This window comes from Streptomyces sp. NPDC053474 (assembly GCF_044544845.1).
Classification (GTDB): Bacteria; Actinomycetota; Actinomycetes; order Streptomycetales; family Streptomycetaceae; genus Streptomyces.
Map to the genome: position 1 here is coordinate 299895 of NZ_JBITXV010000012.1, position 25584 is coordinate 325478.

Sequence of the window (25584 nt, forward strand, 5' to 3'; positions counted from 1 at the left end):
CTGACCTTGACCCGCAGGACAGTTACACGGGCACTGAAGTACGAACAGCCACACGCAATTTCGATCACCCGAAAGGGCGATCATTCCGCGCTAGGCATCTCAGCATCACGTCATAAGTGCTACCCAGGGGTCAGCGCTCGCGAGAACATGACGCGGATTCTGATCACCTACAGGCAGCAAGGCATGAGGACAGCCATGTCGCCTCATTACGGTCGATGATCAGGTCGCCGACGGTGATCACCCCGTCCATCACGCTGCCGACCCGTACTGAGTGGTCGTCGACGCGGAACATCTGCCACTCGGCGTCGCTATGCCAGAACCGGGCGGTCTTCTCTCCCCGGCGCTGGGCGAAGACGAGCTCCTCTCCGTGCTCGTTGAGGAAGTAGCCGACGTAGTCCTTGCCTGTAATCACGCCACCGCACAGGCGGGCCAGCAACTGTTCGATCGCAGGCCGGGTCTGTTCAGTCATGCCGTGGGCTCCTCGGTCTGGTCAGGATCCTGCTGCGCCGACGCAAGGGCCAGCATCCGGGCTGCTGACTCCAGCAGGGTTTCGTACGTGATCACTTCAATGCGTGCCGCGTGTGTGTTGTAGGTGCGGAGTGTCTCCGCGATGTCCTGGGAGGTAATGCCCCCACTGACGAACCGCGGATGCCCGATCACAACCGTTGCCGAGGCTCTACGGGTATCGACTCCATGGTCCGCGAGGATGGCCTTGCGGTTCTCGTCCATGGTGCGGAGGTAGTTCTGCGCCTGCGACACCGCGTGGTGGGCCGCGGCACCCAACATGAGGTGGCCGCTGCGGCGAATCACCAGGTCCTTGATGTTGGCACGCTTGAGTTCCACCACGTGAAGAGACCCATCACCACGCAGAAGCGGGATATCCAGAATCGTGTCCGCGGTGTACTGCCTACGTGCCAGTTCTGCCACGTAGGCACCACCGAAGATCCACTCCTGATTCTTCAGTCGGGCGTGGAGGGCGCTCTCCGAGCTCGTCTCATCCTCCACCACAGCACGCAAAGCATCGAGACCCGCTCGCCGGGCCTTCAGCTCCAGCAACTGAGCGAGCAACTCCGCGTCGGCATCCGCGAGGAAGCCGCCCACCATCCGCGCCGCCTCAGTCGAGGCTGGTCGCGGCAGGTTCCTCAGGACCAGCTCCATGTGCCCGTACTGCTGGAGTCGCCTCCTCTCTCGCGTGGGCAGCCGGATCCCACCCTCCCCCGTACCGATGCCCAAGTGGTCCACAGACAGGGCTATACCGCGAAAGAGGTCCCGCGCATCGGCCACCGTCGCCTCGGGGTTGTCCTTGGAGAGGGCGTCCAAAACAGCCACCGCTCGATCGGCGCCCATGGCCACCAGCCTGCGCATGCCTTCCTCGCTACGATGCCGAGCGTCCTCGTCGTAGTAGTTCTCCAGGATTTCGAGGAACAGTTCGCCGCCGGCGTAAGCGGCGAAGCGCTGGAACCGCTGCGCGAGAGCGAAATCTCCGAGCAGGAGCGCCTCTTGGGCAACGTCCTCCAAGGCGTTCACCAACGGCCTGCCCTTGCCGTACCCAGTCCCGCCGAAGGCAGGACCCATGATGCGCAGCACTGCATCGATGCGCTCCAGCACACTCGGATACTCAGTGAGCTCCCGTGCCCCGCTGACCATCTGCCAGAGCGTGAAACCGGAACGGAATGTCGTCATGCGGTGACCTTAGGGGGAGGCACTGACAACGACGCCGGGTTGAGTGGATCGCGGCCGGACCGGCTCGACCTAACGAGTCTCCGCAGGGGGGAACCCTCCGTGCTCTGTGCCCCAACCGTAGCTGCCCCCGGTCTGAGTCCTGAGGTTCCGCCGTGTCTCCATCTGACGTCTCACCCCGGCAGGAGGTGGTCACCGATACACCCGCACGCCACCCAAGGGGGCGCAACTACGTGCCAGTAGAGGCGGTGAACAGCGATCGCCACGACCAACAGCCCGGCCAAGGCGGCACGACTGCGCGGCCTCGGCGCCGATGACGTCGTCGACTAACGGCCACGCCCGCCTCGGCCGACGAGGTCCGCGCCCCCCCCCCCCCCGCAGGCGCTGTTCGCCTCCGGCGCCACGGTCCGCGCCGTGGCGGTGGGCAGCCGCGCCCAGTTCACCGCCATGAACGCCCTGATCGAGGCCCACGGGCTCCGGTCCCTGGTCGACCGAGTCCTCCCCTTCGACGAGGCCGTCGACGCCTACCGCCACTACGCCGCCGGTGGCGCCTTCGGCAAGGCGGTCATCCGTACCCTCGTGAGCCCGGCCCTGAGACGGTCCGACCCAAGACCGACTTGAGCGGGTGACTTGTTCTACTGACTAGGTCGGTAGGATGGGCGCATGGCTCACGTTTCCGCGGCCGAGCGCCGCCCTCAGCTGATCAAAGCGGCCATCGACCTCATGACCAGGGAGGGAGTCGCCGCGGGCAGCACGCGTGCGATCGCCGCCGAGCTCGGTGTCGCGCAGGCGACGGTGCACTACACCTTCGGCACGAAGGCGGATCTGTACCGGGCGGTGATGGAGCAGCTCACCGCCGACCTGATCGCACGCGTCGAGCAGGCGACCCCGCGGGACGCCGGTTTCGAGGACACGATCGTCGCCCTGGTCGGCGTCCTGTGGCGCACCGTGCGGGAGGACCCGATGCGCTACAACCTGCAGACCGAACTGAGCATGGTCGCCCTGCGCACCCCCGAGATGACCGAGGCCCTCGGGAGCTACTACCAGGGCGTGACCGACGTGACGGCGAAGCTGGTGTCCGAGGCGGCGGCGCGGACCGGGCACGAGCTCGCCCAGCCGGCGGAGGCCGTCGCCCGCTTCTTCCTCGCGGGCTTCGACGGGCTGACGCTCCAATGCCTCTACACCCCGGACCAGCCCGGCGAGGACCTCGCCCTCCAGGCCCTGGTCTCCGCGACCATCGCGCTGGCGGGCGGCCGCCTGGACCTGGTGGAGGTCCAGGCGGACTGAGCCGTTGGCTTCCGCCGCGGCCGTTCCGTAGCGCCGAATCAGCCAACTATGCGCGGAGGGAAAAGTGACCTCACCAGTCTGCTGAGCCACACTCGCTTTTCCCGTACATGACTGCACTTGGGTCGCGCCGACATGATTCGGTCGGGATGGCCGAAGCCCGACGGGAATTCCGTGGAGCCGATCCACGTAGTTCCATGTCGGACGTCATTAATTCCACACGGCCGTTACGTCCCCGCCTGGCGGCGGCTTGGCTATTGCGTTTTTCTTGCAGGAACCGAATGGCCGCAGCAGTTGGGTATCGGCCGCGCTCTGGGCTCCTACGCTCAAATGCGTATGTGCGGCGCCCCTCACGACCGACCACCCTCTCTACCATGCGGCGACATCCGTGATGGGAGCCGTACGGCCGTGAGGAGGACCGAATGATCGTGCACATTGATTTCCACCGCACTCGGAGGATGCTGGCCCCGAGTCACAACCACTCAAGTATCGCTCCTGTGTTCACCTGGAACGACTGAGAAATAGGTGCCGGGTTCCGGGAATCACCGACCGGTGATTCCCGGATCTTCATGGGTTGGAGGAATCGTTGACGGTCAATGAATCCATCGGGATCGGCTGCCCCCGCATGGTGCGCGTCGAATTACGGCCACTTGTCTGGCCCCGCCCCGGCGCGGCGCGGCACACGCTCGCCATCGCCCCCAGAGGCGGCCTCTTCGAGATCAAAGCGGCGCCCGAGGACGTCGCGGCGGTCCTGGCCCGCTGTGACGGCGCGACCCCCGTCGAGGAGATCGTCCGCACCACCTCCGACCCGGCGGGCTACCGCGAAGTCCTGGAGAAGCTCACGGAACTCGGTGGGCTCAGCGCGGCGGAACCCATCGCGGGCGAGGCCAACTGGCTGCGGTTCGACCAGGGACCACGGCCCGATCCCGAGCGGGTGGCGGCCACACCCCTGATCCTCACGGGCGACGCGGAGCTGACCGACGTCGCCCGCGTCTGCCCGGCGACGGCCAACTTCGCCTCGGTAGAGGTGACGTCCAGGTCCGGCCTCGTGGACGCCCTGGCGGCGCATCCGGCAGAAAAGCCCGTCGTGCTCGCCCTGCGCGACCGCTTCGACCTCGGCTATCTGGAGTCGCTGAACGACTTCTGCGCCGAGCACCGGGTCCTGTGGTCGTCGTTCCACCTCAGCGAAGGCCGCGGCTGGGCCGGGCCGACCGTCGCACCCGGCCGTACGCCCGACTACCGGGACCTCCTGGGCCGACGGCTCACGGCGGCCGAACGGCCCGACGTCCACGCCGCGTTGACCGGCGAGGCCGTCTTCGGCGCGGGAGGCACCCCGACGCCCTCCGAACTCCTGTGGATGCTCTCGTACTTGCTGATCGACGTCGAGCGCTGGGTCGCCGGGGTCACCGCGTGGTCGCTGTGGGCGGAGATCGAACTCGACCCGGTCGAGCTGACCATCGCGCGCCACCCGGTGCTTCCGCTGCCCGACCGGCCCCTGGACGACGACACCCCGCCGTTCAACGAGCGCCTCCTGCTTGACAACCGCACCGGCCTGATCGCCTCCCACCAGATCTTCGAGCACGACCCCTCCGTCCCCGACCGCCTCGTCACGGTGCAGACCAACGTCGCCGACATGCGCCGCCTGTACACCTGGGCCAACAACGTGGTCTGCGGCGGCACCGCGTTCCGCAACTTCCGGGCGGCCCGCAGCGCCGCGATCGGCGAGGCCGTCGAGCGGTACTGCGGGAACTGCATCACCGAGACCGTCGACGTCCGTGAGGCCTCGTACCAGGATCTCCAGCAGGCGGGGGAATCCGCGCTCGACCCGGACCGCCTCGTGCTCTACTCGGACCGGTTGTACGACAGCCCCGGCTTCCCGTTCGTGCGGTTCACCCACGACCGGACCACCCACTGGGTGCGGGGCCGCTCGCTCACCGCCGACCGGCCCGTGTGGGTGCCCGCCAGTCTGGTGTACGTCAACTGGTACATGGACCAGTACGCGGACGTGCCGCCCACCAACTTCCTCTACTATCCGGGGCTCGCCGCGGGGCACACCCTGGACGACGCGCTGGTCTCCGGCATCGAAGAGGTCATCGAGCGGGACGCCACCATGATCTGGTGGATGAACCGCCATCCGCTGCCCAAGGTGGAACAGCCCCCCGAACTCGCCGCGCTGTGGGCCGGGCGGCCCGCCGAACTCGGCCAGCGCGCCTGGCTCATCCAGCTGGACAACGAGTTCGACGTGCCGGTCCTGGCGGGCGTGGTCGAGAACCACATCGAGAAGCTCTTCACCATCGGCTTCGGCGCCCGGCCCGAGCCGGTGGACGCCGCCCGCAAGGCGTGGGGCGAGGCGTTGACCCTCCAGGACGGCACCCGGGACTTCGACGATCCGGCGGGCCTGTTCCGGGAGGCGGTCGCGGCCGGCTGGACCAACGCCATGGTCAAGCCCTGGCGCAAGGACCGCGCCTACCTCGACGACTACGCGAAGGACTTCCACGACGTCAACGACCTGCTGTGCCAGCAGCAGCTGTTCCTCGACCCGCGCGCCACCGAGGTGGTGCGGCCCTGGGTGGACACCCCCACGAGCCGGTCGATCAACGACCTGCCGCGGCTGCCCGACCGCACCCTCGCCACGTACCGGGACGTGGTCGAGAAACGCGGTTACGAGATCATCTACGTGGACGTGACCACCCACGACGTCGCCAAGACGGGGTTCCGCGTGGTCCGGGTGCTCATCCCCGGCCTGGTCCCCAACTTCCCCGCGGCGTTCCCGTTCCTCGGCAAGAGGCGCATCCAGGACATGGCGGTCACCCTCGGCTGGCGGCAACGGCCGCTGACGGAGGAGGAGCTCAACTACTTCCCGCTGCCGCACGCCTGATGCTGCTCCACCGCCGACTCCTCGCACTCGCCACCGCTGTCCGCTGGCACATCGCCGCAGCGGTGGCCGTGGGGCTCGGCGTCACCGCCACCTACGTCGGCCAAGGGCTGCTGGTCGCCGCCGTCCTTGAGCGGGTGAGCGACCACAGGCCGTGGACCGCCAGCATCGGCCAGGTCGCCGGGGTCCTCGCGCTCGTCGCCGTACGGGCCGGACTGCTGCAACTGCGCGAGCTGTGCGTCAGCCGGACGGCCGCCGCGACCAAACTGCGGCTCCGTCGCCGCCTCTACGCGCATCTGCTCGCCCTGGGCCCCGGCCACCTGACCAGGACCAGGACGGGCACCGTGCAGTCGGCCCTGGTGGACGGCGTGGAGGCGGTCGAGAGCTACTACGCGCGCTATCTGCCGCAACTGGCCGTCTGTCTCCTCGCCCCGGTCGGACTCGTCGCCTACCTGACGTCGATCGACTGGGTCGTCGGGGCGCTGGTGGCGGTCCTCGTGGTGTTCGTCCCGCTGGCGCCGCGCTGGTGGGACCGGCTGCTCGGCGAGCGCGGACAGGCCCACTGGGACGCCTACGCCGCGCTCGACGCCGAGTACCTCGACACCATGCAGGGCCTGACGACGCTCAAGGCGTTCAACGCCGGAGCGCGCCGCCGGGCCGAACTCGGCGACCGGGCCGAGGTGTTGTACCGCTCCACGATGGCCCAGATGCGCGTGTCCCTGGTCGACACCGGTCTCACCGCCTTCGGGGTCGCGGCGGGCACCTCGCTCAGCGTGGGCGTCGGCGCGCTGCGCCTGGCCCAGGGGGCGCTGGACCTCGCCGGGCTCTACGTCGTCGTGTTCCTGGTGTTCGAGTGCTTCCGTCCGTTCATCGAGCTGTCCCGGTTCTGGCACGCGGGTCACACCGCGGTCTCGGCCGCCGTGGGCATCCACGCCCTCCTCGACGCGGTTCCGCAGACACCCGAGCCGTCGGCTCCCTCGCGGCGCGCGCGGATCGAGCGGCCCCCGGTCGTCGAGTTCGAGCGCGTCACCTTCACCTACGCCGACCGCGCGGCCCCCGCCCTCGACGAGGTGAGCCTCCGGCTCGAGGCGGGCGGGACGCTCGCCGTCGTGGGGCCCTCGGGCGCCGGGAAGACCACGCTGGTCTCCTTGCTCCTGCGCTTCTTCGATCCCGTCGGCGGGCGGGTCCTCGTCGACGGCTCGGACATCCGTGGGCTGCCCCTCGCCACGCTCCGGGAGACGATCGCCGTGGTCTCCCAGGACACGTATCTCTTCCACGGCACCATCGCCGACAACCTCCGGCTCGCCCGGCCCGACGCCACCGGGGAGCAGATGCGGGAAGCGGCCCGCGCCGCCGGAGCACACGCCTTCGTCGAGGCCCTCCCGGCCGGATACGACACGCCGGTCGGTGAACGGGGACTGACGCTCTCCGGCGGCGAACGTCAGCGCATCGCGATCGCCCGAGCCCTCCTGAAGGACGCGCCCGTGCTGGTCCTGGACGAGGCCACGTCCAGCGTCGACGCCGCGGCGGAGGCCGACATCCAGCGGGCGCTGGGGAGGCTGAGCCGGGGCCGCACGACACTGGTGGTCGCCCACCGCCTGTCCACGGTCCGCGACGCCGGTCGCATCGCCGTCCTGGCACACGGGCGGGTCACCGAGGTCGGCGACCACCGGAGTCTGCTGGTCCGCCGCGGGGACTACGCCCGCATGGTCGCCGCGCAGGCGGCGCCATGACCCCGGCGGCCGCACGGTCCGCGCCGCACGGCCGGGCCTTGACCGGTCTGTTGCCCTTCATGAGGGGGTTTCGCCGCAGGCTGGCCCTCGCGCTGCTCGTCGGGATCGCCGACCAGGCGTGTGGGATCGCCGCGGCGGTCACCGCGGTGTGGCTGGTCGGCCTGGCCGCCACCGGCCACTCGGCGCGGGCCGTCGGCCTCGGCGTGGTGCTGCTCGGCGTGCTCGTGATCGCGCGGGCCGCTGCGGCCTGGGCCGAGATGTGGATGGTCCACGACATCGCGTACCGCATCCTCGCCGCCTTGCGGGTCCGGGTCTACGAAGCGCTGGAGCGCCTGGCTCCGGCCTATCTCCTCGGTCGCCGCACCGGGGACCTCGCCTCGACGGTGATGGCCGACGTCGAACTGACCGAGGAGTTCTTCGCCCACACCGTGATCAGCTTCCTCGTCGCCGTCGTCGTCCCGTTCGGCGCGCTCGCGGTGCTGGGCACGCTGCATCCCCTGCTGCTTGCGGCCGTGCTGCCCTTCCTCGCGGCGATCGCCACGGTCCCGGTCTGGCTGGCCGCACGGTCCGGCGCCCAGGGAAGGGAGCTGCGCGCGCGGCTCGGCGAGGTCAACGCCGATGTCGTGGACGGTGTGCAGGGGCTGCGAGAACTGGTGGCGTTCGGCCGCGGGACGGCGTGGCTGGACCGGATCGGCCGGGGCGGGGCCGCCCTCTACCGCGCCCAGCTCGCCCACGGCCGCAGGTCCGGTGCCGAGCACTCCGCGGCGGACGCCCTCGTCACCCTCGGCATGGCCACCGTCCTCGTCACCGGCTCCCTGCTGGTCTCGGCCCACCGGTTGCCCGCGACCACCTTGCCGGTCGCCGTGATCCTCGCCGTCTACTGCTTCGCCCCGCTCAACGACATCCTCTCCACCGCCCGCAACTTCGGCGCGGTACGGGCCGCGACGGACCGCGTCCTCACCGTGCTCGACACCCCGCCGACCGTCACCGATCTGGCCTCGCGGCCGCCTCCTCCGCCCGTCGCTCCCCATGTACGGTTCCGCCACGTGACCTTCGGCTACGGCACGCAGGGCCCCGACGTCCTGCACGACGTCAGCTTCGCCGTGGCACCGGGCGAGACGGTGGCCCTGGTCGGCCACTCGGGCGCGGGCAAGTCCACCTGCGCCCACCTGCTCATGCGGTTCTGGGACGCCCGGCACGGCTCGGTCTCCGTCGGCGGCCACGACGTACGCGCGTTTCCCCAGGCCGCGCTGCGCGAGCTCATCACGCTGGTGCCTCAGGAGGTGTACCTGTTCAACACGTCCGTGGCCGACAACATCCGGATCGGCCGTCAGGACGCCACCCCCTCGCAGGTCGTGGCGGCGGCACGGCGGGCCATCGCCGATGACTTCGTCACCGAGCTCCCGTACGGCTACGACACCGTCATCGGCGAACGGGGCGCCCAGCTCTCCGGCGGCCAGCGCCAGCGCATCGCCATCGCCCGGGCCTTCCTGCGGGACACACCCGTCCTGGTCATGGACGAGGCGGTCTCCAGCCTCGACGCCGAGAACACGGCGCTGCTACAGGCCGCGATGAAACGCCTCCAGGCCGGTCGCACGACGCTCCTGGTCGCCCACCGCCTGTCGACGATCCGCTCCGCCGACCGGATCGTCGTCCTCACCGGCGGCCGGGTCGCCGAATCGGGAACCCATGAACACCTGCTCGCCCGCGACGGCGTCTACGCCCGGCTCATCGCCTCTCAGCACGACGGTGTCGTCGACATCCCGCGGCGGCCCGGCGGGTCTCCGCTGGACGGCGGAGCCGGACCAGCCTGAGCTCGACTCCGCTCACTGGGGTGGGGCGGGGTGCCGTTGGCGTGGGCGATCGTCAGGCACCGGTGGTAGGCCGGGTTGCGGAGCCGGGCGCCGTCCCAGACCCACTGCTGGGGCCCGCCCCTGCCCGCCTACCGGAGACCGTCCTCCTCCCCCACGAGGCCGTGGGGCTGCGGTCGTCGTCCCCAGGCGGAGACCATCGGGGCGGTGCCCAGGTCGAGCCCTCCCGCGGCGACGTTGGCCAGGTGGTGGTCGATCTCCTCGTCGGTGGCGAGGCCTCGGTCGACCAGGTGGTGGCGGACCTGCCGCACCGTCGCGTCCTCCAGTACGGTGCACGCGGGCGAGGTGATCGGGAAGTACGCGTCGGCCTGTACGTCGGTCAGACCGGCCTCGCGCAAGGTGCGGGGCAGGGTCCGCCCGTACGCGAGGTCCGCGCCGCGCTCCGCCATCAGCGTCCGGAAGGCGGATCGCAACCGGTTGGCGAGTCGCTGTTCGGGTCCCGACTCGTCCGGGCACAGCTGGGGTATCAGCATCGGGTCGGCGTCCTCCAGGAGCAGCCAGCCACCGGGCTTCAGCGCCTGCACCATGCGGCGCAGGGCCTCGGCGCGGTCGGCGATGTGCACCAGGACGAGCCGGGCGTGCACGAGGTCGAATCCGCCGGGCGGCGCGGGCGGCGGGTCGGCCGCCACGTCGTGGGTCCGTACCTCGATCACGCCGTCGGCGACGTCCCGGGTCCAGGACGCGTCGATGTCGGTGGCGAGCACCGAGCCCGTCGGCCCGACGCGCTCCGCGAGCCCGAGCGGCAGCGAGGGGCCACCGGCGCCGACCTCCCAGCAGCGCATGCCCGCCCCGACCCCTAGCCGGTCCACGTGCCGGAACGTCACCGGGTCGAACAGCTCGGAGAGCGCGCCGAAGCGGGTGCCCGCCTCCGATTGCCTGTTGTCCAGAAGGTAGTTGCTGTCGTATTCATGATCAGCCATGGGGTGAGTCTGGCAGACGGTGAAGGGACGCTCTTCGGCTCAGCGGACCCGGTCGTAGACGAGCGCCAGCGTGCCGTGGTCGCCCGCGCTCTGGCTTATGAGCTCCCACCGGCCCTCGGGCAGGCCGTCGTCGAAGAGTCTCGGGCCGCCGCCGAGGAAGACCGGAAAGACCGTGAGCGCGAGGCGGTCGACCATGTCGGCCGCCAGCAGGGCCTTGATGACACTGGCGCTGGAGAGCACGAGGATGTCGCCGCCCTCGGTCGCCTTGAGGTCCGCCACGGCCTCGGCGGTGGGCTTGTCGACGAGTGTCGTCCGCTCCCAGGGCGCCTCGTCGAGGGTCGTGGAGAGGACCACCTTGTCGGTGTCCACGAGCCACTTCGCGAAGCCCTCGTCGCGCGGGTCGGCGTCTTCCGCGCCGATGACGGTGGGCCAGAAGCCCAGGAATCCCTCGGCGTTGACCCGTCCGAGCAGGGCCGTCGTCGCGGGCTCCCAGAGGCTCGTGAGGTGGTCACGGGCCACGTCGGTGACGGCGTAGGGCATCACCCAGCCCATGTCCAGGGGGTTGTCCGGGCGGGCGTAACGGCCGTCGAGGGAGAGGGCGATGTTGGTGACGACTCGGCGGCCCGCGGTCTGCACAGTCACTTCGTGCTCCTTGCATGGGGGCTGGGTGGGGTGTCCCTATTGGTGGTGCCAATGCTCGTCGTGCTGGTGCTGCTGGTGGTGGTTCTGGTGCTTGTGTGGCTGTCGGTGCTCCTGGGATCCCCCGTGACGTCCGCCGCCACGTTCGCCGCGAGCTTGTCGAGGCTCTGGCCGAAGCCGATCTCGATGCCCGCGATGAAGTCCGCGGAGTCGAGGGTGCTGTCGGTGATCCGGTACTGGACGTCGAGGTCCGTGCCCGCGTCGGTGGGGCGGAGCCGGAAGTCGACGTGGGCGGTGAAGGCCGGGCTGCCGTCGGGGAGCAGCGGGGAGAGCCGGTACCCGAGGCCCTCCCCGGGGCGTACGTCGACGAAGGTGCCCTCCGCGCGCCCGGCGACCAGGTCGGAGCCGGTCACGTCGTCGGCGTCGCGGTACTCCAGGACGAGACGCCCGCCCGGTCGCGCCTCGAAGACGAGCTCCGAGACGCGGAGGTCGTCGGGCGTCCACCATCCGGTGAGCAGGTCGGCCTCGGTCATGTGGCGCCAGACCAGCTCGGGGCTCCCCGGCAGGGACCGGGAGAACGTGAAGCCGCGGCCGTCGGCCCACCCCGGCTCCCGCGCGGCGAGCCACTCCACCTCGACGCCGCGCCCATAGCTCTCGAACGTCGCGAGCGGGCCACCGGACCGGTCCGCCGTGTCGGCGACGCGGCAGAGCTCCGCCGCGAGCTCCCGCAGGGCCGCGGGCCGCAGGGCGTAGACGCGGCGCTGGCCGGTGCGGCGGGACGTGACCACGCCCGCGCGCTCCAGGGTCTGCAGATGCTTGGTCGTCTGCGGCTGGCGCGCCTCGGCGAGCTGCGCGAGGACACCGACCGGGCGGGGTCGCTCGGCCAGCAGGCTCACGAGCCGCCACCGGGCCGGGTCGGCCAGTGCGGAGAGGAGTGCGTCCATGCCTTCTATTATTCTCTGCAACGAATATTCGTGTCAAGGAATATTCGAGAGCTGGTCCCAACCGGGGCCACGGAGTGCCCCGTAGGGCCGGGACAGGAGGGCCCCGTAGGGCCGGGACAGTGGTCGGGGAGGACCTGGCGGCAGCGGTCGCACGGGGAATGCCTTGGTCGGGTCCACATGGGGCCGAGGGGCTGGCGGGACCCCGTGGAGTTGGAGGATGACACGACAGCGGATCATGCTGTCCTGCCGTTTTTCCTCCCCGCCGGGCCCTCGAAGGGCTCCGCGGAAGGCTCCGCCGCTGAAAGGTTCCGCTCCTGTACGCCTCCCTCGCCGAAGCGCTCTCCGCCGTGCTGCTCCTGGCGGTCCTGGCCTGTGCGGTGGTCCGACCGTGGGGCTGGCCGGAGGCGGTCGTAGCCGTACCGGCCGCCGGGGTGGTCATCGCCACCGGGGCGATCCCGCTAGGCCACGCGGCGGACGAGGCCGCCCGCCTCGGCCCGGTGGTCGGCTTCCTCGCGGCGGTGCTGGTCCTGGCTCAGCTGTGTGCCGACGAGGGCCTGTTCCAGGCCTGCGGTGCCTGGATGGCCAGGCGGGCGGCCGGGAGCCCGCGCCGGTTGCTCGCGCAGGTGTTCGGCGCCGCTTCGCTGATCACCGCGGTGCTCAGTCTGGACGCCACGGTCGTGCTCCTGACGCCGGTGGTGTTCGCCACCGTGGCCCGGCTCGGCGCGCGGCCCGCGCCGCACGTGTACGCCTGCGCCCATCTGTCGAACTCCGCCTCGCTGCTGCTTCCGGTGTCCAACCTCACCAACCTGCTCGCGTTCACCGCGAGCGGACTGAGCTTCACCCGCTTCGCCGCCCTGATGGCCCTGCCCTGGCTGGCCGCGATCGCCGTCGAGTACGTGGTCATCCGGAGGTTCTTCGCCACCGACCTGGACGCCGGAGCCGAGGCGCCGCCCGTTGCTGAGCCGCGCGAGGTGCCGGTGTTCGCGCTGGCCACGGTGGTCGGCACGCTGGTGGGCTTCGTGGTGGCCTCCGCGGTCGGGATCGACCCGGCGTGGGCGGCAGCGGCGGGCGCGACCGTGCTCGGGGGCCGCGCCCTGGTCCGGCGCCGCACCACTCCCACCGCCCTGGTGCGTGCCGCGGCCCTGCCGTTCTGCGCCTTCGTCCTGGCCCTGGGCGTCGTGGTGCGCGCGGTCGTCGACAACGGGCTCGCCGACGCGCTGGGCCGCGTGGTGCCCGACGGCACCGGACTCGCGGCCCTGCTCGGCGTCGCGGCCCTGGCCGCCGTGCTGGCCAACGTGATCAACAACCTCCCGGCCGTCCTGGTCCTGCTGCCGCTGACCGCACCGGCCGGTCCCGGCCCCGTCCTGGCGGTGCTGCTCGGGGTGAACATCGGCCCGAACCTCACCTACGCCGGATCCCTCGCCACCTTGCTGTGGCGGCGGATCGTCCGCGAGCACGACAGTGACGTGCGGCTGGGCGAGTTCACCCGGCTCGGGCTCCTCACCGTGCCCGCCGCGCTGCTGCTGTCGGTGGCGGCCCTGTGGGTCTCGCTGCTCGCGATCGGGGGCTGACGGGGCCCGAGGAGGCCGAGGGGGCTGGACACCGTGATCGTAGGCGCTGACCTGCCCGTCCTCGCCCGCGACGGCGACCGCATCGTCGTGGCTGGTCGCGCAGTTCCCCGCGCCCCTTCAGGGCACTGTCCTAACGGGTGCTCCCGCTGCCGTAAGGCGCGTACAGGTCCAGCAGCCTGGTGCGGGCCGACTGGAGGCGGTGGGCCAGGACGTTGCCGACCCATTGGCCTACGGCGGCGCCGAGTTGAGGGTCGCTCTCGCACAGGGATCGTACGACGGGGGCGTCGAATGCGTAGGCGCGTACCGGAGTCGTCGCCACGGCGCCCAGCTGCCACACGTACGGCGGGAACAGCCAGGACCAGCCGACCAGTTCGTCGAAGCCGATGGTCTCGATCACGGGTGAGCGGCGGCCGGGGACGTGCATGTCGAGGGTGACCGTGCCGGTGCGTACGACCCAGAAGCGGTCGGCGCGTCCGCCCTCGTGGAACAGGCGGGTGCCCTCGGCGATGGGCACGTCACGGGCGACGCGCAGCAGACGTTCCCGGTGGGCGGCGGGCAGGGCCCGCAGCATGCGGGTGCTGGACATGGTCATGGTGTTCACCGCTGTGCCTTCCTGTCGTGCCGCGGCGGGCCCGACGCCGTCAGCATCCTCCCCGGCGCCCGCGCGGCACAGTGGCCGGGCGGCGCCCCGGCGCGGGCCGAACGGCCCTACGGTCCTGGCCGGTCAGACGGGTTCGGCGGCCGCGCGGCCGGGCGGCGGGTCCGGCACCGGCGGCGCCTGGAAGCCGTCCCGCGTCCAGGCGACCTCGAAGGGCATGTCCGGTCGGCGTTGCTGAAGCGGGCGGGCACATCACGGCCCGCGACGAGCACGGCGACGACGAGGGTGGCGGGCAGGTCGATGCCGTGCCGTGCCGCGAACGCCAACGAGTCCTGTGCCGCTTCCCGGGCGAGGTCCGGGTCGTCGGCGACGGCTTGCAGCACCTCGCCGACGCGTTCGTCGCGGGCGAGCTCGACGATCCGGTCGTGTTTGGCGATGGCGCGCTCGACACCCGCGAGGTCGCCGCTCAGCACCTCACGTGCCAGCGGCGGCTTCGGCGGCTCGGGCCGGGGCGGCCTGCGGCGCAGCATCTCCCGGAGCCTGCGGGCCTGCTGGTGCAGGTCGGCCAGGTCCGCCCGGTGGAGTTCGGCCAGGCGCTGGAGCGTGGCCTGATGCGGGTTGGCGGGCATGGGCGGTCTCCATCTCGTACGGCTAGAGGGCGGTGTCCCAGGTCCCGGACCGGTAGGTCATGACGGGGTCGACGGTCAGCCCGCCTTGCTCGTCGACGGTGAACCGCGTGACGTACCAGAGCCTGCTCGCCGTGCCGGGGACGTCCGCGACGACCCAGCGGCCGCGCCGCGTGGGCGGTCCGGCGGCGTCGAGGCTGAGCAGCGCCACCGAGGCACCGGAGGCTCCGAGGGCCCCGCCCCCTGGAGCCGGGTCGGGTGACGTGCCGTCACAGGCGCAGGAGCGCGAGGTCGACGGCGGCGGCCATGGCGTGCGCGCCCGCGTCGTTGAGGTGCAGGTGGTCGCCGCTGTCGAGGTCGGCGCGGATGGACTCCGGCGCCTGAGGGTCCTGGACGGCCGCGGCCACGTCGACGACGGCGTCGAAGACGGTGGCGGTACGGATCCACGCGTTGACCTCGCGCCGCACCGCGCGGCCTTCGGGGGTGTCGACGCCGGGGTAGATGGTGCCCGCGTAGGGGCCCATCGTCATGCCGATGACGGTCAGGCCGTGCGTACGCGCGCGGTCGGCGAGCGCGGTGAAGCCCGCGATCAGGTCCTCGGCGGTGGCCGGGGGTTCGCCGGACATGCCGGGCAGGCCCACGTCGTTGAGGCCGAAGTGGAGGAGCACGTGGGTGGCGCCGGGCACGCGCAGGACGTCGCGCTCGAAGCGGGCCAGGCCGCGCAGGCCGATTTCGTCGGTCAGCAGGCGGTTGCCGCCGATGCCCTGGTTGACGACCCACCCGCGGTCGAGCCTGCGGTTCAGCTGGTCGGGGAAGCGCATGTTGGCGCCGGTGGAGGTGCCGACGCCCTCGAACCAGGAGTCTCCGAAGGCGACGGCGATCGCGGTGCCTTCGGGGGCAAGGACGTCGACGCCGGTGACGTAGTAGCGTCCGTCGATCTCCTCGGCGTCCGTGAAGTCCGCCGCGACCGCGTTGCCGGGCAGCAGATAGGCGTTCTGCGAGGGGGTGTGGGAGTAGGTCGCGAGGCCGGTGTCCTCGGGCAGGTGGAGGGTCAGCGCCAGGTCGCCACCGGCGGACACCGCGAGGTCGACCGGGTCGCTGTGGAGCCGCTCGCCGACGGGGATGACCACCTGCGCCTCCCCGCCGAAACGCAGGGCGGTGTCGGTGGCGGGGTCGACGGCGCCGCCCGTGCTGCGGACTCCTATGCGTGCCGCCCCGATGACCAGGGGTTCCTTGCCGTATTCGTTACTGAGGAGGACGCGCAACGCCTCGCCTCCGCCGTCGAGGTGGAGGATCTGGCGCAGCGTCTGGTCGCGGAAGCCGCGGGAGGGCTTGAGCTGGAGGGTCTCGTACGGGCTGAGCACGGCGGAGCGGAAGCCTGCGACCCAGGTGGCGGTCATGGTGGTGAACTCCTCGTTCTGGTGGAGGGGGCGCGCGGTCGAGCACCGTCGACGCACCGACCCCATTTAGTTGCCGTGAGGAATTTCCACGCGGCAAGCAGATTTCTACCGCAGGGATATTCCGCACGTCAACTATCCGCACAGCAAGTACTTGGGGTTAGGATGCGGGGCATGGATTCCGATGTCTTCGACGACCCGCGGCTGACCGCGGCGGGCTTGTTCTTCGAGGCCCACGCCGGGCTGAGCGCGAAGCTGGCGCCGACCCTGGAGAAGTCAGGGCTGTCGTCCTTGGACTTCGACGCCCTGACGCGCTTGAGCCGCTCCCCCGGCAGGCAGTTGCGGATGACCGACCTGGCCGCCCAGTTGTCCCTGTCGACGAGTGGGGTCACACGGGTGGTGGACCGGCTGCAACGCGGCGGGCTCGTCCGCCGCGAGTCCAGCCCCCATGACCGGCGCAGCACCTACGCCGTCCTGACCTCGGAGGGCGCGGAGCGGCTGCAAGGAGTGCTCGGCGAACACCTCACCGAGATCGAGCGCTGGTTCACCGGCCTGTTCACCCCGGAGCAACTGGCCGACCTGGTCACCAACCTGCGGACGCTCCGCGACGCCGTGCACCCCGACGCGGCGAAGAACACCGCCCCGCCTCCGGCCGAGGCAGAGTGAGATCACGGGCCCCCGGAAGACGGGGTGGGACTCCACCGCCGTCCATCCAACGATGCAGTGCGGAATCACCCGCCGGGCCGAGATCGACGCCCCTCCCCCTGCCTAGGCTGGCAGCGACCCGAAAGCCTCACGCACCACGTGTCACCAGGGGGAGCAGCTGTGAACCGAGCCACGAAGGACCTCGCCGAAGGAAGCGCGACCTTCGCCGTCGGCTTGGCCCTGAAGCTGTTCACCGGCGGAGTGGAGCTCCCGGTCGTCACGCTCACCAAGGTCGGAGTGGTCTTGATGGCCATCGGGGCGGCACTGGCCCTCACCGGTCTCGTACGGACGGTCAGGGCGACGAGCACTCGCCCACCGGCCTGACGGGTCAGCGCGCCGCCCCGGCCCGTGGGGCTCCGTCCTGCTCGGCGGCGGCGAACAAGCGAACACGGGCCCGCGGCGGTCCGCGCCTCAGTCGTCACCTCGGACGATGTTCCCCTCCGGACCCACCCGCGCGGCGGAGCGGGTGTCTTCGTCGGGCAGGGGAGGCAGACAGGTGCGCACGCTCTTGCCGCGCAGGCGGCGGGCCTTGGCCCAGCCGGTCTCGTGCAGACGCAGGACCTTCTCATTGTTGGTACGCGCGGTCACGGCGCTTCCACTTCTCTCGCGTTGGACGACGGGCAGGAGAGCGGCGGCGCCGCCGGGCGATACCGACTCTCCTGTGGTGTGCCGGTCGGGTTCCCTCGACGGAGGGCGGGAAACGACAGTGATGAGCCCCCGGCCCCGGGGGCGGAGCCGGGGGCGGGCGCCCGCCTGCGCCGGAGGGCCTAGCCGCGCTGGTGAGGCTGGTGGGAACCCTGGTGAAGGGTGGTGTCCGACACGCTCCGGGCACCGGACTTGGCCAGCCCCCTGCTGATCAGATAGCCCATGGTCAACAGGGTGACGTACAGCCACGCCCGGTCCGCCGCGAAGCGGTCGCTGCCGTCGTCCCCGTCGCCCACCACCGCCGAAGCGATGAGGACGGCGATGACGGAGGCCACGTAGACGAACAACTCCGTTGTCTTGAAAGCGGGCTTGGTCTCCACGCCGGTGGGCCGCGCAACCGGCGCCGTGGCCTGTGACGGGCCGGTCTCCGGGTAACCGGCTGACGAAGCAGCGGTCATCGCGCTCTCCTAGTAGTCGCCTCTCGCCCGGCGGGTCCGCCAGGCGGACGAGCGAGTACCCGGGCCGCCGGGGCGACACCGTGCGGTTCTGGGCCGTCCCGCCGCCCACCGCCACCCCGGAGCCGATGGCCGTACACGTCGGCTGTGGGACAGCCTTCACTGTCTGGACGGGACGTAGCCGTTCCGGCTGCCGGGCCCACGTGCTCACGGCAACTCCCCAGCCGGAGCGCTCCCGCCGGTGGTCGCGGCCGCCGACGTGCTGCGTACCGTCACTACGCAGCCGTCGTACGTGCGGTCGTCCGAGCGTCGGCGGTATCCGCTTCACCCGGGCGCCCGGCGTGCGGGCGGCGTGGGTTCGGTGCTGCGTAACGGGGCGGGCTCCGCGCGAGGGAGCGGGCCGTCAGCGTGACGTCGTCCCTCGGTACGCCGACCGGAGGGGGAGCGTCCGGTACCGCCCACGCCAAGGCGGACGCGGGTCACGCGGGTTCCGTGCGGCGGTCGATCAGGAGGGCCGCCTCCCGCGCCGCCTTCGTCAGGTGGGCCCCGGCCGAGGCGGAGAGGCGGGCGACGATCGTCTCGCGGTGGCTGTCGGCGAAGTGCCGGGCGAAGTCCTCGGCCGCCTGCGCCTCCAGGCGGTCCTCGTCGGCCTGGGTGCGGATCTTCTTGAGGAGGGTCTTCTCGCGGTTGAGCTTGCGCAGCGGACCGGCGATGTCGGCGTTGGAGATCCACTTCATGAGGGCCTCCTTGCCCATCCAAATGCCGATCACCACGGCCACGGCCGCCACGATGGAACCGATCACCCAGCCCACCGGATTGGACGCCGCGGCGACGGCTCCGGCCCCGGCGGCGCCCTCCGTCGCCGCCGACATGACCCCGATGGCCGCCCCCGCTGTCATAGCCGTCATGCAGGCCGCGACCAGGCCGAGGATCGAGTCCAGCGTCTCAAGCAGCGGTTCGAGGTTGACGTCGGGCCGGGGTGTCGTCGTCGCGGGGCCGAACGGCGAGACCCGCAGGGGTTCTGTCGGGATCCCGTACCGGTGCGCGATCGCCGCGGCCTCGCGGTCGATCACCGCGGTGACCTCGGCGTACCAGGCGCGGGTGGCCTCTTTCAGCCTCGCCTGCCCGGCGGGGCTCTTCAGATACGCCTCGCGCTTGCCCGCCACCTCCAGGGCGATGTCCGTGAGCAGCCGCAGCTCCCCCTCGCGCCACCGTACGACCGCGGGACAGACCTGGTCGTCGACGATGCCGTCCACGATGACCTTGCCGAGGGCCAGGCCGAGGGACTCCAGGTTGTCGCCGATGACGGCGGGCACGCGCTCGCGGGCCAGCACCTCCACCTCCTCCAGGAACCCCTCGACCCGGCGGCGCGTGCGGCCCGCGATGGCCAGGCCCTTGGCGATCACGTGCTCGGGGCGGACGCCGAGCAGCACCCGGGTGCCGCCCTCCTCCGCCTCGAAGACGTCGAGGCAGATCTCCTGCGCGAACCGCATCCGTGACGCCCCGCCGGTCATCAGCACGACGTCCGGCGGCTTCCCGGTCTCCTTCACCAGCTTGTCGCGCACCCCCTCGACCGCCTCGCGGAACGCCGCGCGCCAGGAGCGGCCCAGTGCGTCCAGGCGCGCGTCCAGGATGTCGTCCATCAGCGGCGGCGAGAGCCGGATGGAGACCTCTATCAGCTCCCCCGACCGGGCGACGACGTCGTCGCCCCCGAGGCGCCGGGGGCCGGGGTTCAGCCGCAGTTGGTCGGGGGAGAGCCCGAAGTAGCGCTCCTTGGCATGACGGCAGGCGAACTCGAGGCGTGCGCGCTGCAGAGGGTCGTCCGCGAGCGCTTCCTCCAGGAGGGCGCTGTCGCGGTGGTCGGCCACGACGCGGCGCAGCAGCTCCTTCTCGATGAGCGAAGCGCCGAAGCGGGAGTTCCAGTCGGCGACGGGCAGCTCGCTCATGCCGGACACGAAGGTGTAGTCCGTCGTCAGGGACCCCATGTCCATCACCAGCACCGTGCCGCGCCCGGCGATGGCCCCCATCAGGTGCTGATCGGCGGTCTTGAACTCCTCGGACTCCTTGGCGTAGAGCATCGCGGCGCGCGACTCGGGCACCACCTCCACGCTCTGGCCGGGGAAGAGACCGGTCACGGTGGAGCGGAGCAGCCGCTCGTACTCCTCGCACTCCTCCTTGTCCCACCCGGAGGGGACGCCGAAGACCCAGTGCAGCCGCGTCCCGGGCGTGATCTTGAGGATGCCGGAGGTCTCGACGCCCTCGGTGCGTTCCAGGGCGAGTTCCCGGGCGACCTGCCGGATGAACAGGTCCGTCGCCCGCCGCGCCCGCGCGTCGAGCCCGGCGTGCTTGAACCCCATGTAGAACTCCGCGTCGCCCGCCACGAGGCCGTCCGGTGGGGGCTCGGGGACGCGGGCGAGCCGCGCGGGCAGCACGGTGAAGCACGGCTCCCCGACCAGGGTCGCGTCTCCGGTGCCGTCGTCCTCCGCCCGGTCGTCGCCCTCCGTCCGGCCGTCGTTCTCCGCCCGGCAGCGGGCAACGACGGTGGGGTGTACGCGACTGGGGGTGCGGGAGATGTCCTCCACGTGCGGCTCTCCGTCGGCGGTCGACCACAGGCTGGCCACGGCGGTCTCGCCGTGGCCCAGGTCGAACCCGATGACCAGGCTCCTGTCGGCCTCCGGCAGGTCCTTTGACGTGCCCTGCGGCGTCGGTTCCAGCAGCGTCATCGGTCGTTCTCCTTACCCTGAGCGGTGGTCCGAGGGTTCCGAGCGGTGGTCGCGGGCAGGCGCAGGGCCCTGCCCCGCACGAGGACCCGGCGGTCGTCGCCGTCGGGGTGCATGACGAGGGCGGGCAGGTCCGTCTCGTACCGGCACACGGCGTCCCGCGTCACCTGCTCCAGGTGGAAGGCGTCCGCCTGCTGCTCCGGCCGGAGCCGCGGGTCGTACGCGAGGATCTCGATGCCTTGGGCACGCAGGAGCTCCTGGAACACGCCGACGCGGTCCCAGACCCGCTCCGCGCGCCCCCGGTCACGGAGGCTGACCAGGTCCTGGATCAGCTCCATCATGACGTCGTGCTCGTACCAGGGCGGGGCGGGCGGCCCGGTCGTCGGGGGCGGTTTGCCGAAGGCCTTCTCCACGTGCGGCAGCGCCTTGCCGACCGCGTCGAGGGCCGGGGCGGGCGAAGGACGGGCAGCGGCGGGCCGTCGCGCCTCGGCGGCCGAGCGGTACCTGTGCCGTCCCCCGCCCCGCCTCAGCCTGTCCCCGAGGCGGCCTTTGGACTCCTCCTCGTCGACCTGTGGTGCGCGCTCCGCGGCGGACCGCTGGGCGAGGGCCGTGCGGACGGTCTCCGTCACGGCGGTGCTCAGCGCGTCGAGCAGGTGGGTGAGCTGGTAGCGGACGTGCGGATCCAGTCGCTTCCCGTCCAGGCCGCGGCGTACGTCGTCGATCGCGTTGCCGACCGCCTGTCCGATGCCGTACGCGGGGCTCAGGTTCGCGGGCTGGACCGCTCTCCTGCGGGCGGCGGCGAACAGGTCCGTCAGGGTGTGCGGGGCCAGCGGCGGGTGAGCGTCGGATGCCGGGCGTCCAACGGCCCCTCTGGACGCGGGAGTTGGCGTGGGAGTGCGGGCCTCGTCAGGTGTCATGGCTGGGCGGCTCCTGTCGCGGTGCGGTCGGGGCGGCGGGCTCGTCGCCGACCCGGTGGTGCGCCTCGGTGAGGGCCCACGTACTGAGTCCGGCGTCACCCGCGATGTGGAGGTAGTGGCCGTCGGGTGAGAAGGCCAGGGCGACGGGGGTGTCCGGGTACTGGGGGTGGGCCCAGGTGCCGCGGCCCCGAGCCCCGCCGACACAGGCCTCGCCGTCGACCGCGACCGCCGCCAGCAGGGCCCCGTCCCGCGAGACCGCGACGGCCCGCACCGGCTGCGCGCGGGAGGGCAGCAGCATCTCGCCCTGCCCCAGGTATCCGACGAACCCGTGGTCGTCGGAGGTCACGCCGCCCGCAAGGACGTCGTTGCCCGGGCCGCAGGCCAGGCCTCTGATCTGCGCTGGCAGCGGCCAGGACGACCGCTGTCCGCCGTCCGCGAGGGCGACGACGTGCACGGCGCCGCGATGTCCACCGCCCCCGGCCACCACGGCTCTCGTCCCGTCGTCATCCACCGCGAGCACGGTCGGGCGGTGCGGGAACTCGGCGACCACCCGGTCCCGCCCCGTCGCCGTGTCGACGCCCCGCAGGACGCCGTCGCCGCCGAGGACCACGACCTCCCGCCCGCCGGGCAGTTGGGCGAGGGCCAGCACCGCGGCGGGCTGCTCGGCCAGCTGCCGCAGCCGCGCCGACGTACCGCCGAGGGCCGGAGCGGCCAGGGCGCACACGCCGTGCGCGGACAGCTCGCCGCCCGAGACGCCGAAGACCGGCCACGTCCCCGGGCGGGACCACGCCGCCGACAGAACCCGGCCGCGGATGCGGAGTTCGTCCCTGGCCTCCCCGGTGCGGGCGTCCAGGAGCCGCAGCACGGAGTCCTCGGGGCCTTCCCGCACGGCGACGGCCACGTGGCGGCCGTCCGGGGCGACGGCCAGCGCGGTGACGACGCCGGGCGAGCGCAGGACCTCCCGCGGGCGGGGCAGGAGGTCGCCCGGGCCCGCCGGGCGCAGTGCCGTGGCCAGCCACGTACCCGAGTACAGGGTGTCACCGGGCCACACGTGGTGCTGCTCGATGCGGCCTCCCGTACGCGCGTGCAGGTCGAAGAGGCTGTTGTCGGCGAGGCGGACCCGGGCCAGGGCCGCGTCGGGGCGGTAGGCGGCTCCCCCGGCGGCGAACCAGCGCACCAGGGTCGCCCGGCCGCCCGGCAGCGTCCAGGCCAGGGGCGCGCGCAGCGAGGACGGGCCGTCGGCGGCGACCCGTCGCCGCGGGATGCCCTCGGCCCAGGTCACGGCTCCCTCCACGACGGCGAGCACCGGGTCGAGGGCGGAGCGGACCGGCACGCGGGTGCCGAGGCACCGCTCCAGATACGGGCGTACCGACGGCATCTGGGTGCTTCCGCCGACCAGGAGGACGTCGACGTCCTTCGGGTCCACTCCGGTCTCGGCCAGCAGGGTGCGGCAGCAGACGACCGAGTCGGCGAGCAGCTCTTCGGTGAGCTGCCCCAGCCGTTTGCGGCTCAGGCTCTGCGGCGGCATGCCGGGAACGACCCTCTCCACGGGGCAGTCCTCGGCCGCGAGGCCGTGCTTGAGCCGGATGGCTGAGCGGAGGGTGAGGTGGGCCAACTGGTCGCGGTACGCGGCGGTTTCGGGGGCGGCCCGCAGCCAGTCGTCCATGGCCGGGGTCAGGTCGCGCACGATCGCGGCGTCGATGTCCCGGCCGCCGTGGCCGTCGGCGAGGCCCGCGGTGCCCAGGAGGGTGTGGCCGGTGTCGCCGATGCCGACGAGGGCGGCGTCGAAGGTGCCGCCGCCGAGGTCGTACACGAGCACGGTGCTGCCGGGTGGCCAGGGCCCGCCGTCCGACGGGGCGAGGGCGGCGGCCACGGGTTCCTCGAGCAGTTCGACGTCGGTGAAGCCCGCTCGTTCGCCCGCACGGATCATCGCGTCGCGTCGTCGCCCGGTGGTCCGCGCGGGGACCGTGACGAGCAGCCTGGAGGGAACGCCGCCGGGGAGCGGCGCCGCGCGACGGCGGAAGGCGGCGAGGACGGCCACCGCGAGGTCCTCCGCCGTATGGGCGCCCCCGGGGCCGCGCAGCACGGGGACGGGGCTGCCGATCTCGGGTTTGAACTCGGCGCGGAAGCAGTCCGGGCCGCCCGCCCTGCGGGCCTCGGCGACGGAGCCGACGAGCAGCTGCCCGTCGTCGTACACCGCGGTGGGCCACCAGTCCCGTCCGGTGCCCGGCTCCTTCAACAGACGCGTCCTGCCGTCGCCGAGCAGGATCGCCGAGGACGTGGTCGTGCCCAGGTCGACCACGAGGACCGGCTCGCCGCCGACGGGGCCGTCGACGACGGGGCCCGGGGCGTCGGGGAGGGGCGCGGGCGCTGCCGGGGCCCGCTCCTCCTCCTGCGCCGGTACGTCGTCCAGGAGCGCCCGGGCCCGCCGCAGCCGGTGATACACCTCGTCGTAGCGGCGCTTGAGGACGTGGGCCACGGCTCTGCCGCCGGGCTCCCGCGGGGGGTGCGGGCCGTTCCAGTGGGCCAGGCGGTCCAGCGCGGCGCGTTCGAGGGCGGCCAGGCCCGTCTCGGGTGCGAGGCCGAGGCGGGCCGCCACCGTGCTGCCGCGCTCGCCGGTGACGCGCTCCAGCTCCCGCGCCTCGCTCTCGGACAGCCGGGAGCGTCCGGTGTAGTGCCGCAGCAGGAGGTCGAACTCCATGAAGGCGGGTTCGGAGTGTTCCAGGCCCGTGATCGCCTCCACCGCCCGCACGACGAGGTCGCGGTCGCGGTCGGACGTGTCGGGTGCGAGGAGCGCCGGAAGGCCGCGTATCTCCTCGATCACCCGGGCCACCTTGATCAGGTCGCTGCGGGCGGCGAACCGCTCCGTCAGCTCCCGGCGCAGCGCGGTGATCCCGCTGCGTTCTTCGAGTTCCCTGCGCAGCACGGCGGGCCGGTCCACGCCCTCCCGCAGCAGACGGCAGGCCAGGGACACGCCGTACGGGGTGAGAAGACCGGCGAGGCGGCGGCGCCGGTCGGCGGGCAGGGGCAGGTCGGTGGCGGACACGAAGCCGGACAGATGGCTGAGCCGCAGGTCCAGTGCGGCCTGGGACACGCCCGTGAGGGCGTGCAGCGCCTCGAAGTCGTCCTCGGGGTCGAACGCCGCCGCGCCCGCCGCCAGCAGGCCGCACAGCGGGCGTACATCGTGGAACATGCGCGCGGTGTGCGCGGACGCCAGGATGCGGCGGGCGTGCTTGCGCGCGGTGTCGCGGGGGTCGTCGACCGGCTGCCCGATCTCGCCGGGCCACAGGAGTTCGACCTTCGTCAGGACGCCGATGGAGGTGACGGGCGTCGGCGAGAAGCCGGTGCCGTCGGCGTCGTGGAACCGGCGCAGCACGTCGGCGTCGGGCGCGGTCACGTCGCTGTTGAGGACGGCTATCACGGCGTCGGCGCCACGGAGCCCGGCGGCCGACGAGGCGGCCACCGACTCCCGGTCGACGCCCAGGGCGCGCATCGCCTCCTGGGTGTCCTGTGCGTAGGGCGAGTCGAATCCGGGCGTGTCGACGAGGTCGAACTGCCGCAGACAGGCGTGCGGGCCGAACACCTCGACGTGGTCGACGGGGCGCGGCTTGCCCGACTGGTGTCCACGGGCCGTGAACTCCTCGATCCGGCCGATGCCTTCGAGGCGCGTGGGCGGCCCGTCCTTGTGGTGCACGGTCAGCGCCGTGCGGTCGCCGTGGCGCAGCACGCTGACCACCAGGGTGAGCGGGGCGCTGCCCGTCAGGGCTACGGGGGCGCCGACGAGCGCGTTGACCAGGGTGGACTTGCCGGAGCTCACGCGTCCGGCGACCGCGATCCGCAGCGGGGCGGTGAGCTTCGGCAGCTGGGCTTCAAGGGTCGCCCGCGCGGTGTGCGTGGCCGTGGTGGCGGGGATGCGGGCGAGTGCGTCGCGGACGGCTCGCTCGGCTCTGTGCCGCAGGGTCATGGGGTGCGTCTGTCCGTCCTGTCCGTCCCGTGGGGGCGCG

The 25584-nt window shown here is 72.2% G+C and carries 22 protein-coding genes; 8 read left to right on the top strand and 14 right to left on the bottom strand.

Going from position 1 to position 25584, the window contains the following annotated elements; all coding sequences use genetic code 11:
• Positions 1 to 163 precede the first annotated feature (163 nt).
• Complete coding sequence (locus ACIG3E_RS28295; RefSeq protein WP_399622124.1) at positions 164 to 469, bottom strand: hypothetical protein; 306 nt, start codon at positions 467 to 469, stop codon at positions 164 to 166.
• Positions 466 to 1683, bottom strand: coding sequence for a Shedu anti-phage system protein SduA domain-containing protein (locus tag ACIG3E_RS28300; protein ID WP_399622127.1), 1218 nt, complete (start codon positions 1681 to 1683; stop codon positions 466 to 468). Before ACIG3E_RS28300 ends, ACIG3E_RS28295 begins: the two co-directional genes overlap by 4 nt.
• A 381-nt stretch (positions 1684 to 2064) precedes the next feature.
• Here ACIG3E_RS28300 and ACIG3E_RS28305 point away from each other — a divergent pair, with 381 nt between their 5' ends.
• The 5 genes from ACIG3E_RS28305 to ACIG3E_RS28325 all read left to right on the top strand — a co-directional run bounded on the left by ACIG3E_RS28305 (position 2065) and on the right by ACIG3E_RS28325 (position 9386).
• Positions 2065 to 2301, top strand: a complete 237-nt coding sequence (locus ACIG3E_RS28305) for a zinc-binding dehydrogenase (RefSeq protein WP_399622223.1) — start codon at positions 2065 to 2067, stop codon at positions 2299 to 2301.
• A gap of 42 nt (positions 2302 to 2343) precedes the next feature.
• Positions 2344 to 2967 (top strand): TetR/AcrR family transcriptional regulator, encoded by a 624-nt coding sequence (locus ACIG3E_RS28310; protein ID WP_399622130.1) that lies wholly within the window; start codon positions 2344 to 2346, stop codon positions 2965 to 2967.
• 583 nt (positions 2968 to 3550) lie between these two features.
• Positions 3551 to 5842: a YcaO-like family protein gene (locus tag ACIG3E_RS28315; protein WP_399622133.1), complete on the top strand. Its 2292-nt coding sequence runs from the start codon at positions 3551 to 3553 to the stop codon at positions 5840 to 5842.
• Complete coding sequence (locus ACIG3E_RS28320; protein ID WP_399622135.1) at positions 5842 to 7572, top strand: ABC transporter ATP-binding protein/permease; 1731 nt, start codon at positions 5842 to 5844, stop codon at positions 7570 to 7572. The genes ACIG3E_RS28315 and ACIG3E_RS28320 overlap by 1 nt, the downstream gene beginning before the upstream one ends.
• 59 nt (positions 7573 to 7631) lie before the next feature.
• Positions 7632 to 9386 (top strand): ABC transporter ATP-binding protein, encoded by a 1755-nt coding sequence (locus tag ACIG3E_RS28325; protein ID WP_399622138.1) that lies wholly within the window; start codon positions 7632 to 7634, stop codon positions 9384 to 9386.
• Positions 9387 to 9514: 128 nt separating this feature from the next.
• Here the strand turns inward: ACIG3E_RS28325 and ACIG3E_RS28330 are convergent, their stop codons facing one another.
• From ACIG3E_RS28330 to ACIG3E_RS28340, 3 genes are read right to left on the bottom strand one after another with little or no spacing between them, the layout of a single operon-like run.
• A complete protein-coding gene (locus ACIG3E_RS28330) occupies positions 9515 to 10363 on the bottom strand; it encodes a methyltransferase domain-containing protein (RefSeq protein WP_399622141.1) in 849 nt (282 codons plus the stop codon).
• 39 nt (positions 10364 to 10402) lie between these two features.
• Positions 10403 to 11005 carry a dihydrofolate reductase family protein gene (locus ACIG3E_RS28335; RefSeq protein ID WP_399622143.1) on the bottom strand — a complete coding sequence of 201 codons (603 nt, stop codon included), beginning with the start codon at positions 11003 to 11005 and terminating at the stop codon, positions 10403 to 10405.
• Entirely contained in the window at positions 11002 to 11946 is a 945-nt protein-coding gene (locus tag ACIG3E_RS28340; protein ID WP_399622146.1) for a metalloregulator ArsR/SmtB family transcription factor, read from the bottom strand. Before ACIG3E_RS28340 ends, ACIG3E_RS28335 begins: the two co-directional genes overlap by 4 nt.
• Positions 11947 to 12260: 314 nt before the next feature.
• On the opposite strand from ACIG3E_RS28340, the gene ACIG3E_RS28345 reads away from it, so the two are divergent.
• Positions 12261 to 13517 carry an SLC13 family permease gene (locus ACIG3E_RS28345; RefSeq protein ID WP_399622224.1) on the top strand — a complete coding sequence of 419 codons (1257 nt, stop codon included), beginning with the start codon at positions 12261 to 12263 and terminating at the stop codon, positions 13515 to 13517.
• 130 nt (positions 13518 to 13647) lie between these two features.
• On the opposite strand, the gene ACIG3E_RS28350 is transcribed toward ACIG3E_RS28345, so the two are convergent.
• The 4 genes from ACIG3E_RS28350 to ACIG3E_RS28365 form a co-directional block, all read right to left on the bottom strand.
• Complete coding sequence (locus ACIG3E_RS28350; RefSeq protein ID WP_399622226.1) at positions 13648 to 14109, bottom strand: Crp/Fnr family transcriptional regulator; 462 nt, start codon at positions 14107 to 14109, stop codon at positions 13648 to 13650.
• 116 nt (positions 14110 to 14225) lie between these two features.
• A complete protein-coding gene (locus ACIG3E_RS28355) occupies positions 14226 to 14744 on the bottom strand; it encodes a hypothetical protein (protein ID WP_399622148.1) in 519 nt (172 codons plus the stop codon).
• Positions 14745 to 14766: 22 nt separating this feature from the next.
• A complete protein-coding gene (locus ACIG3E_RS28360; RefSeq protein WP_399622150.1) occupies positions 14767 to 14952 on the bottom strand; it encodes a hypothetical protein in 186 nt (61 codons plus the stop codon).
• Between the two features lie 58 nt (positions 14953 to 15010).
• On the bottom strand, positions 15011 to 16141 hold the full coding sequence (locus ACIG3E_RS28365) for a GDSL-type esterase/lipase family protein (RefSeq protein ID WP_399622152.1): 1131 nt from the start codon (positions 16139 to 16141) through the stop codon (positions 15011 to 15013).
• 171 nt (positions 16142 to 16312) lie between these two features.
• Between ACIG3E_RS28365 and ACIG3E_RS28370 the strand changes: the two genes are divergently transcribed.
• Positions 16313 to 16804, top strand: a complete 492-nt coding sequence (locus ACIG3E_RS28370; RefSeq protein ID WP_399622154.1) for a MarR family winged helix-turn-helix transcriptional regulator — start codon at positions 16313 to 16315, stop codon at positions 16802 to 16804.
• 159 nt (positions 16805 to 16963) lie between these two features.
• A complete protein-coding gene (locus tag ACIG3E_RS28375) occupies positions 16964 to 17167 on the top strand; it encodes a DUF5708 family protein (RefSeq protein WP_399622156.1) in 204 nt (67 codons plus the stop codon).
• An 87-nt stretch (positions 17168 to 17254) separates the two neighbouring features.
• Here ACIG3E_RS28375 and ACIG3E_RS28380 read toward each other — a convergent pair whose 3' ends face one another.
• From ACIG3E_RS28380 to ACIG3E_RS28400, 5 genes are all read right to left on the bottom strand, one after another.
• On the bottom strand, positions 17255 to 17431 hold the full coding sequence (locus ACIG3E_RS28380) for a hypothetical protein (RefSeq protein WP_399622157.1): 177 nt from the start codon (positions 17429 to 17431) through the stop codon (positions 17255 to 17257).
• Positions 17432 to 17610: 179 nt separating this feature from the next.
• Positions 17611 to 17946: a hypothetical protein gene (locus ACIG3E_RS28385; protein WP_399622159.1), complete on the bottom strand. Its 336-nt coding sequence runs from the start codon at positions 17944 to 17946 to the stop codon at positions 17611 to 17613.
• Positions 17947 to 18422: 476 nt separating this feature from the next.
• Positions 18423 to 20666, bottom strand: a complete 2244-nt coding sequence (locus ACIG3E_RS28390; protein WP_399622161.1) for a hypothetical protein — start codon at positions 20664 to 20666, stop codon at positions 18423 to 18425.
• Positions 20663 to 21580, bottom strand: a complete 918-nt coding sequence (locus tag ACIG3E_RS28395) for a hypothetical protein (RefSeq protein WP_399622162.1) — start codon at positions 21578 to 21580, stop codon at positions 20663 to 20665. The genes ACIG3E_RS28390 and ACIG3E_RS28395 overlap by 4 nt, the downstream gene beginning before the upstream one ends.
• Positions 21570 to 25544, bottom strand: a complete 3975-nt coding sequence (locus tag ACIG3E_RS28400; protein ID WP_399622164.1) for an Hsp70 family protein — start codon at positions 25542 to 25544, stop codon at positions 21570 to 21572. Before ACIG3E_RS28400 ends, ACIG3E_RS28395 begins: the two co-directional genes overlap by 11 nt.
• Positions 25545 to 25584: the final 40 nt, after the last annotated feature.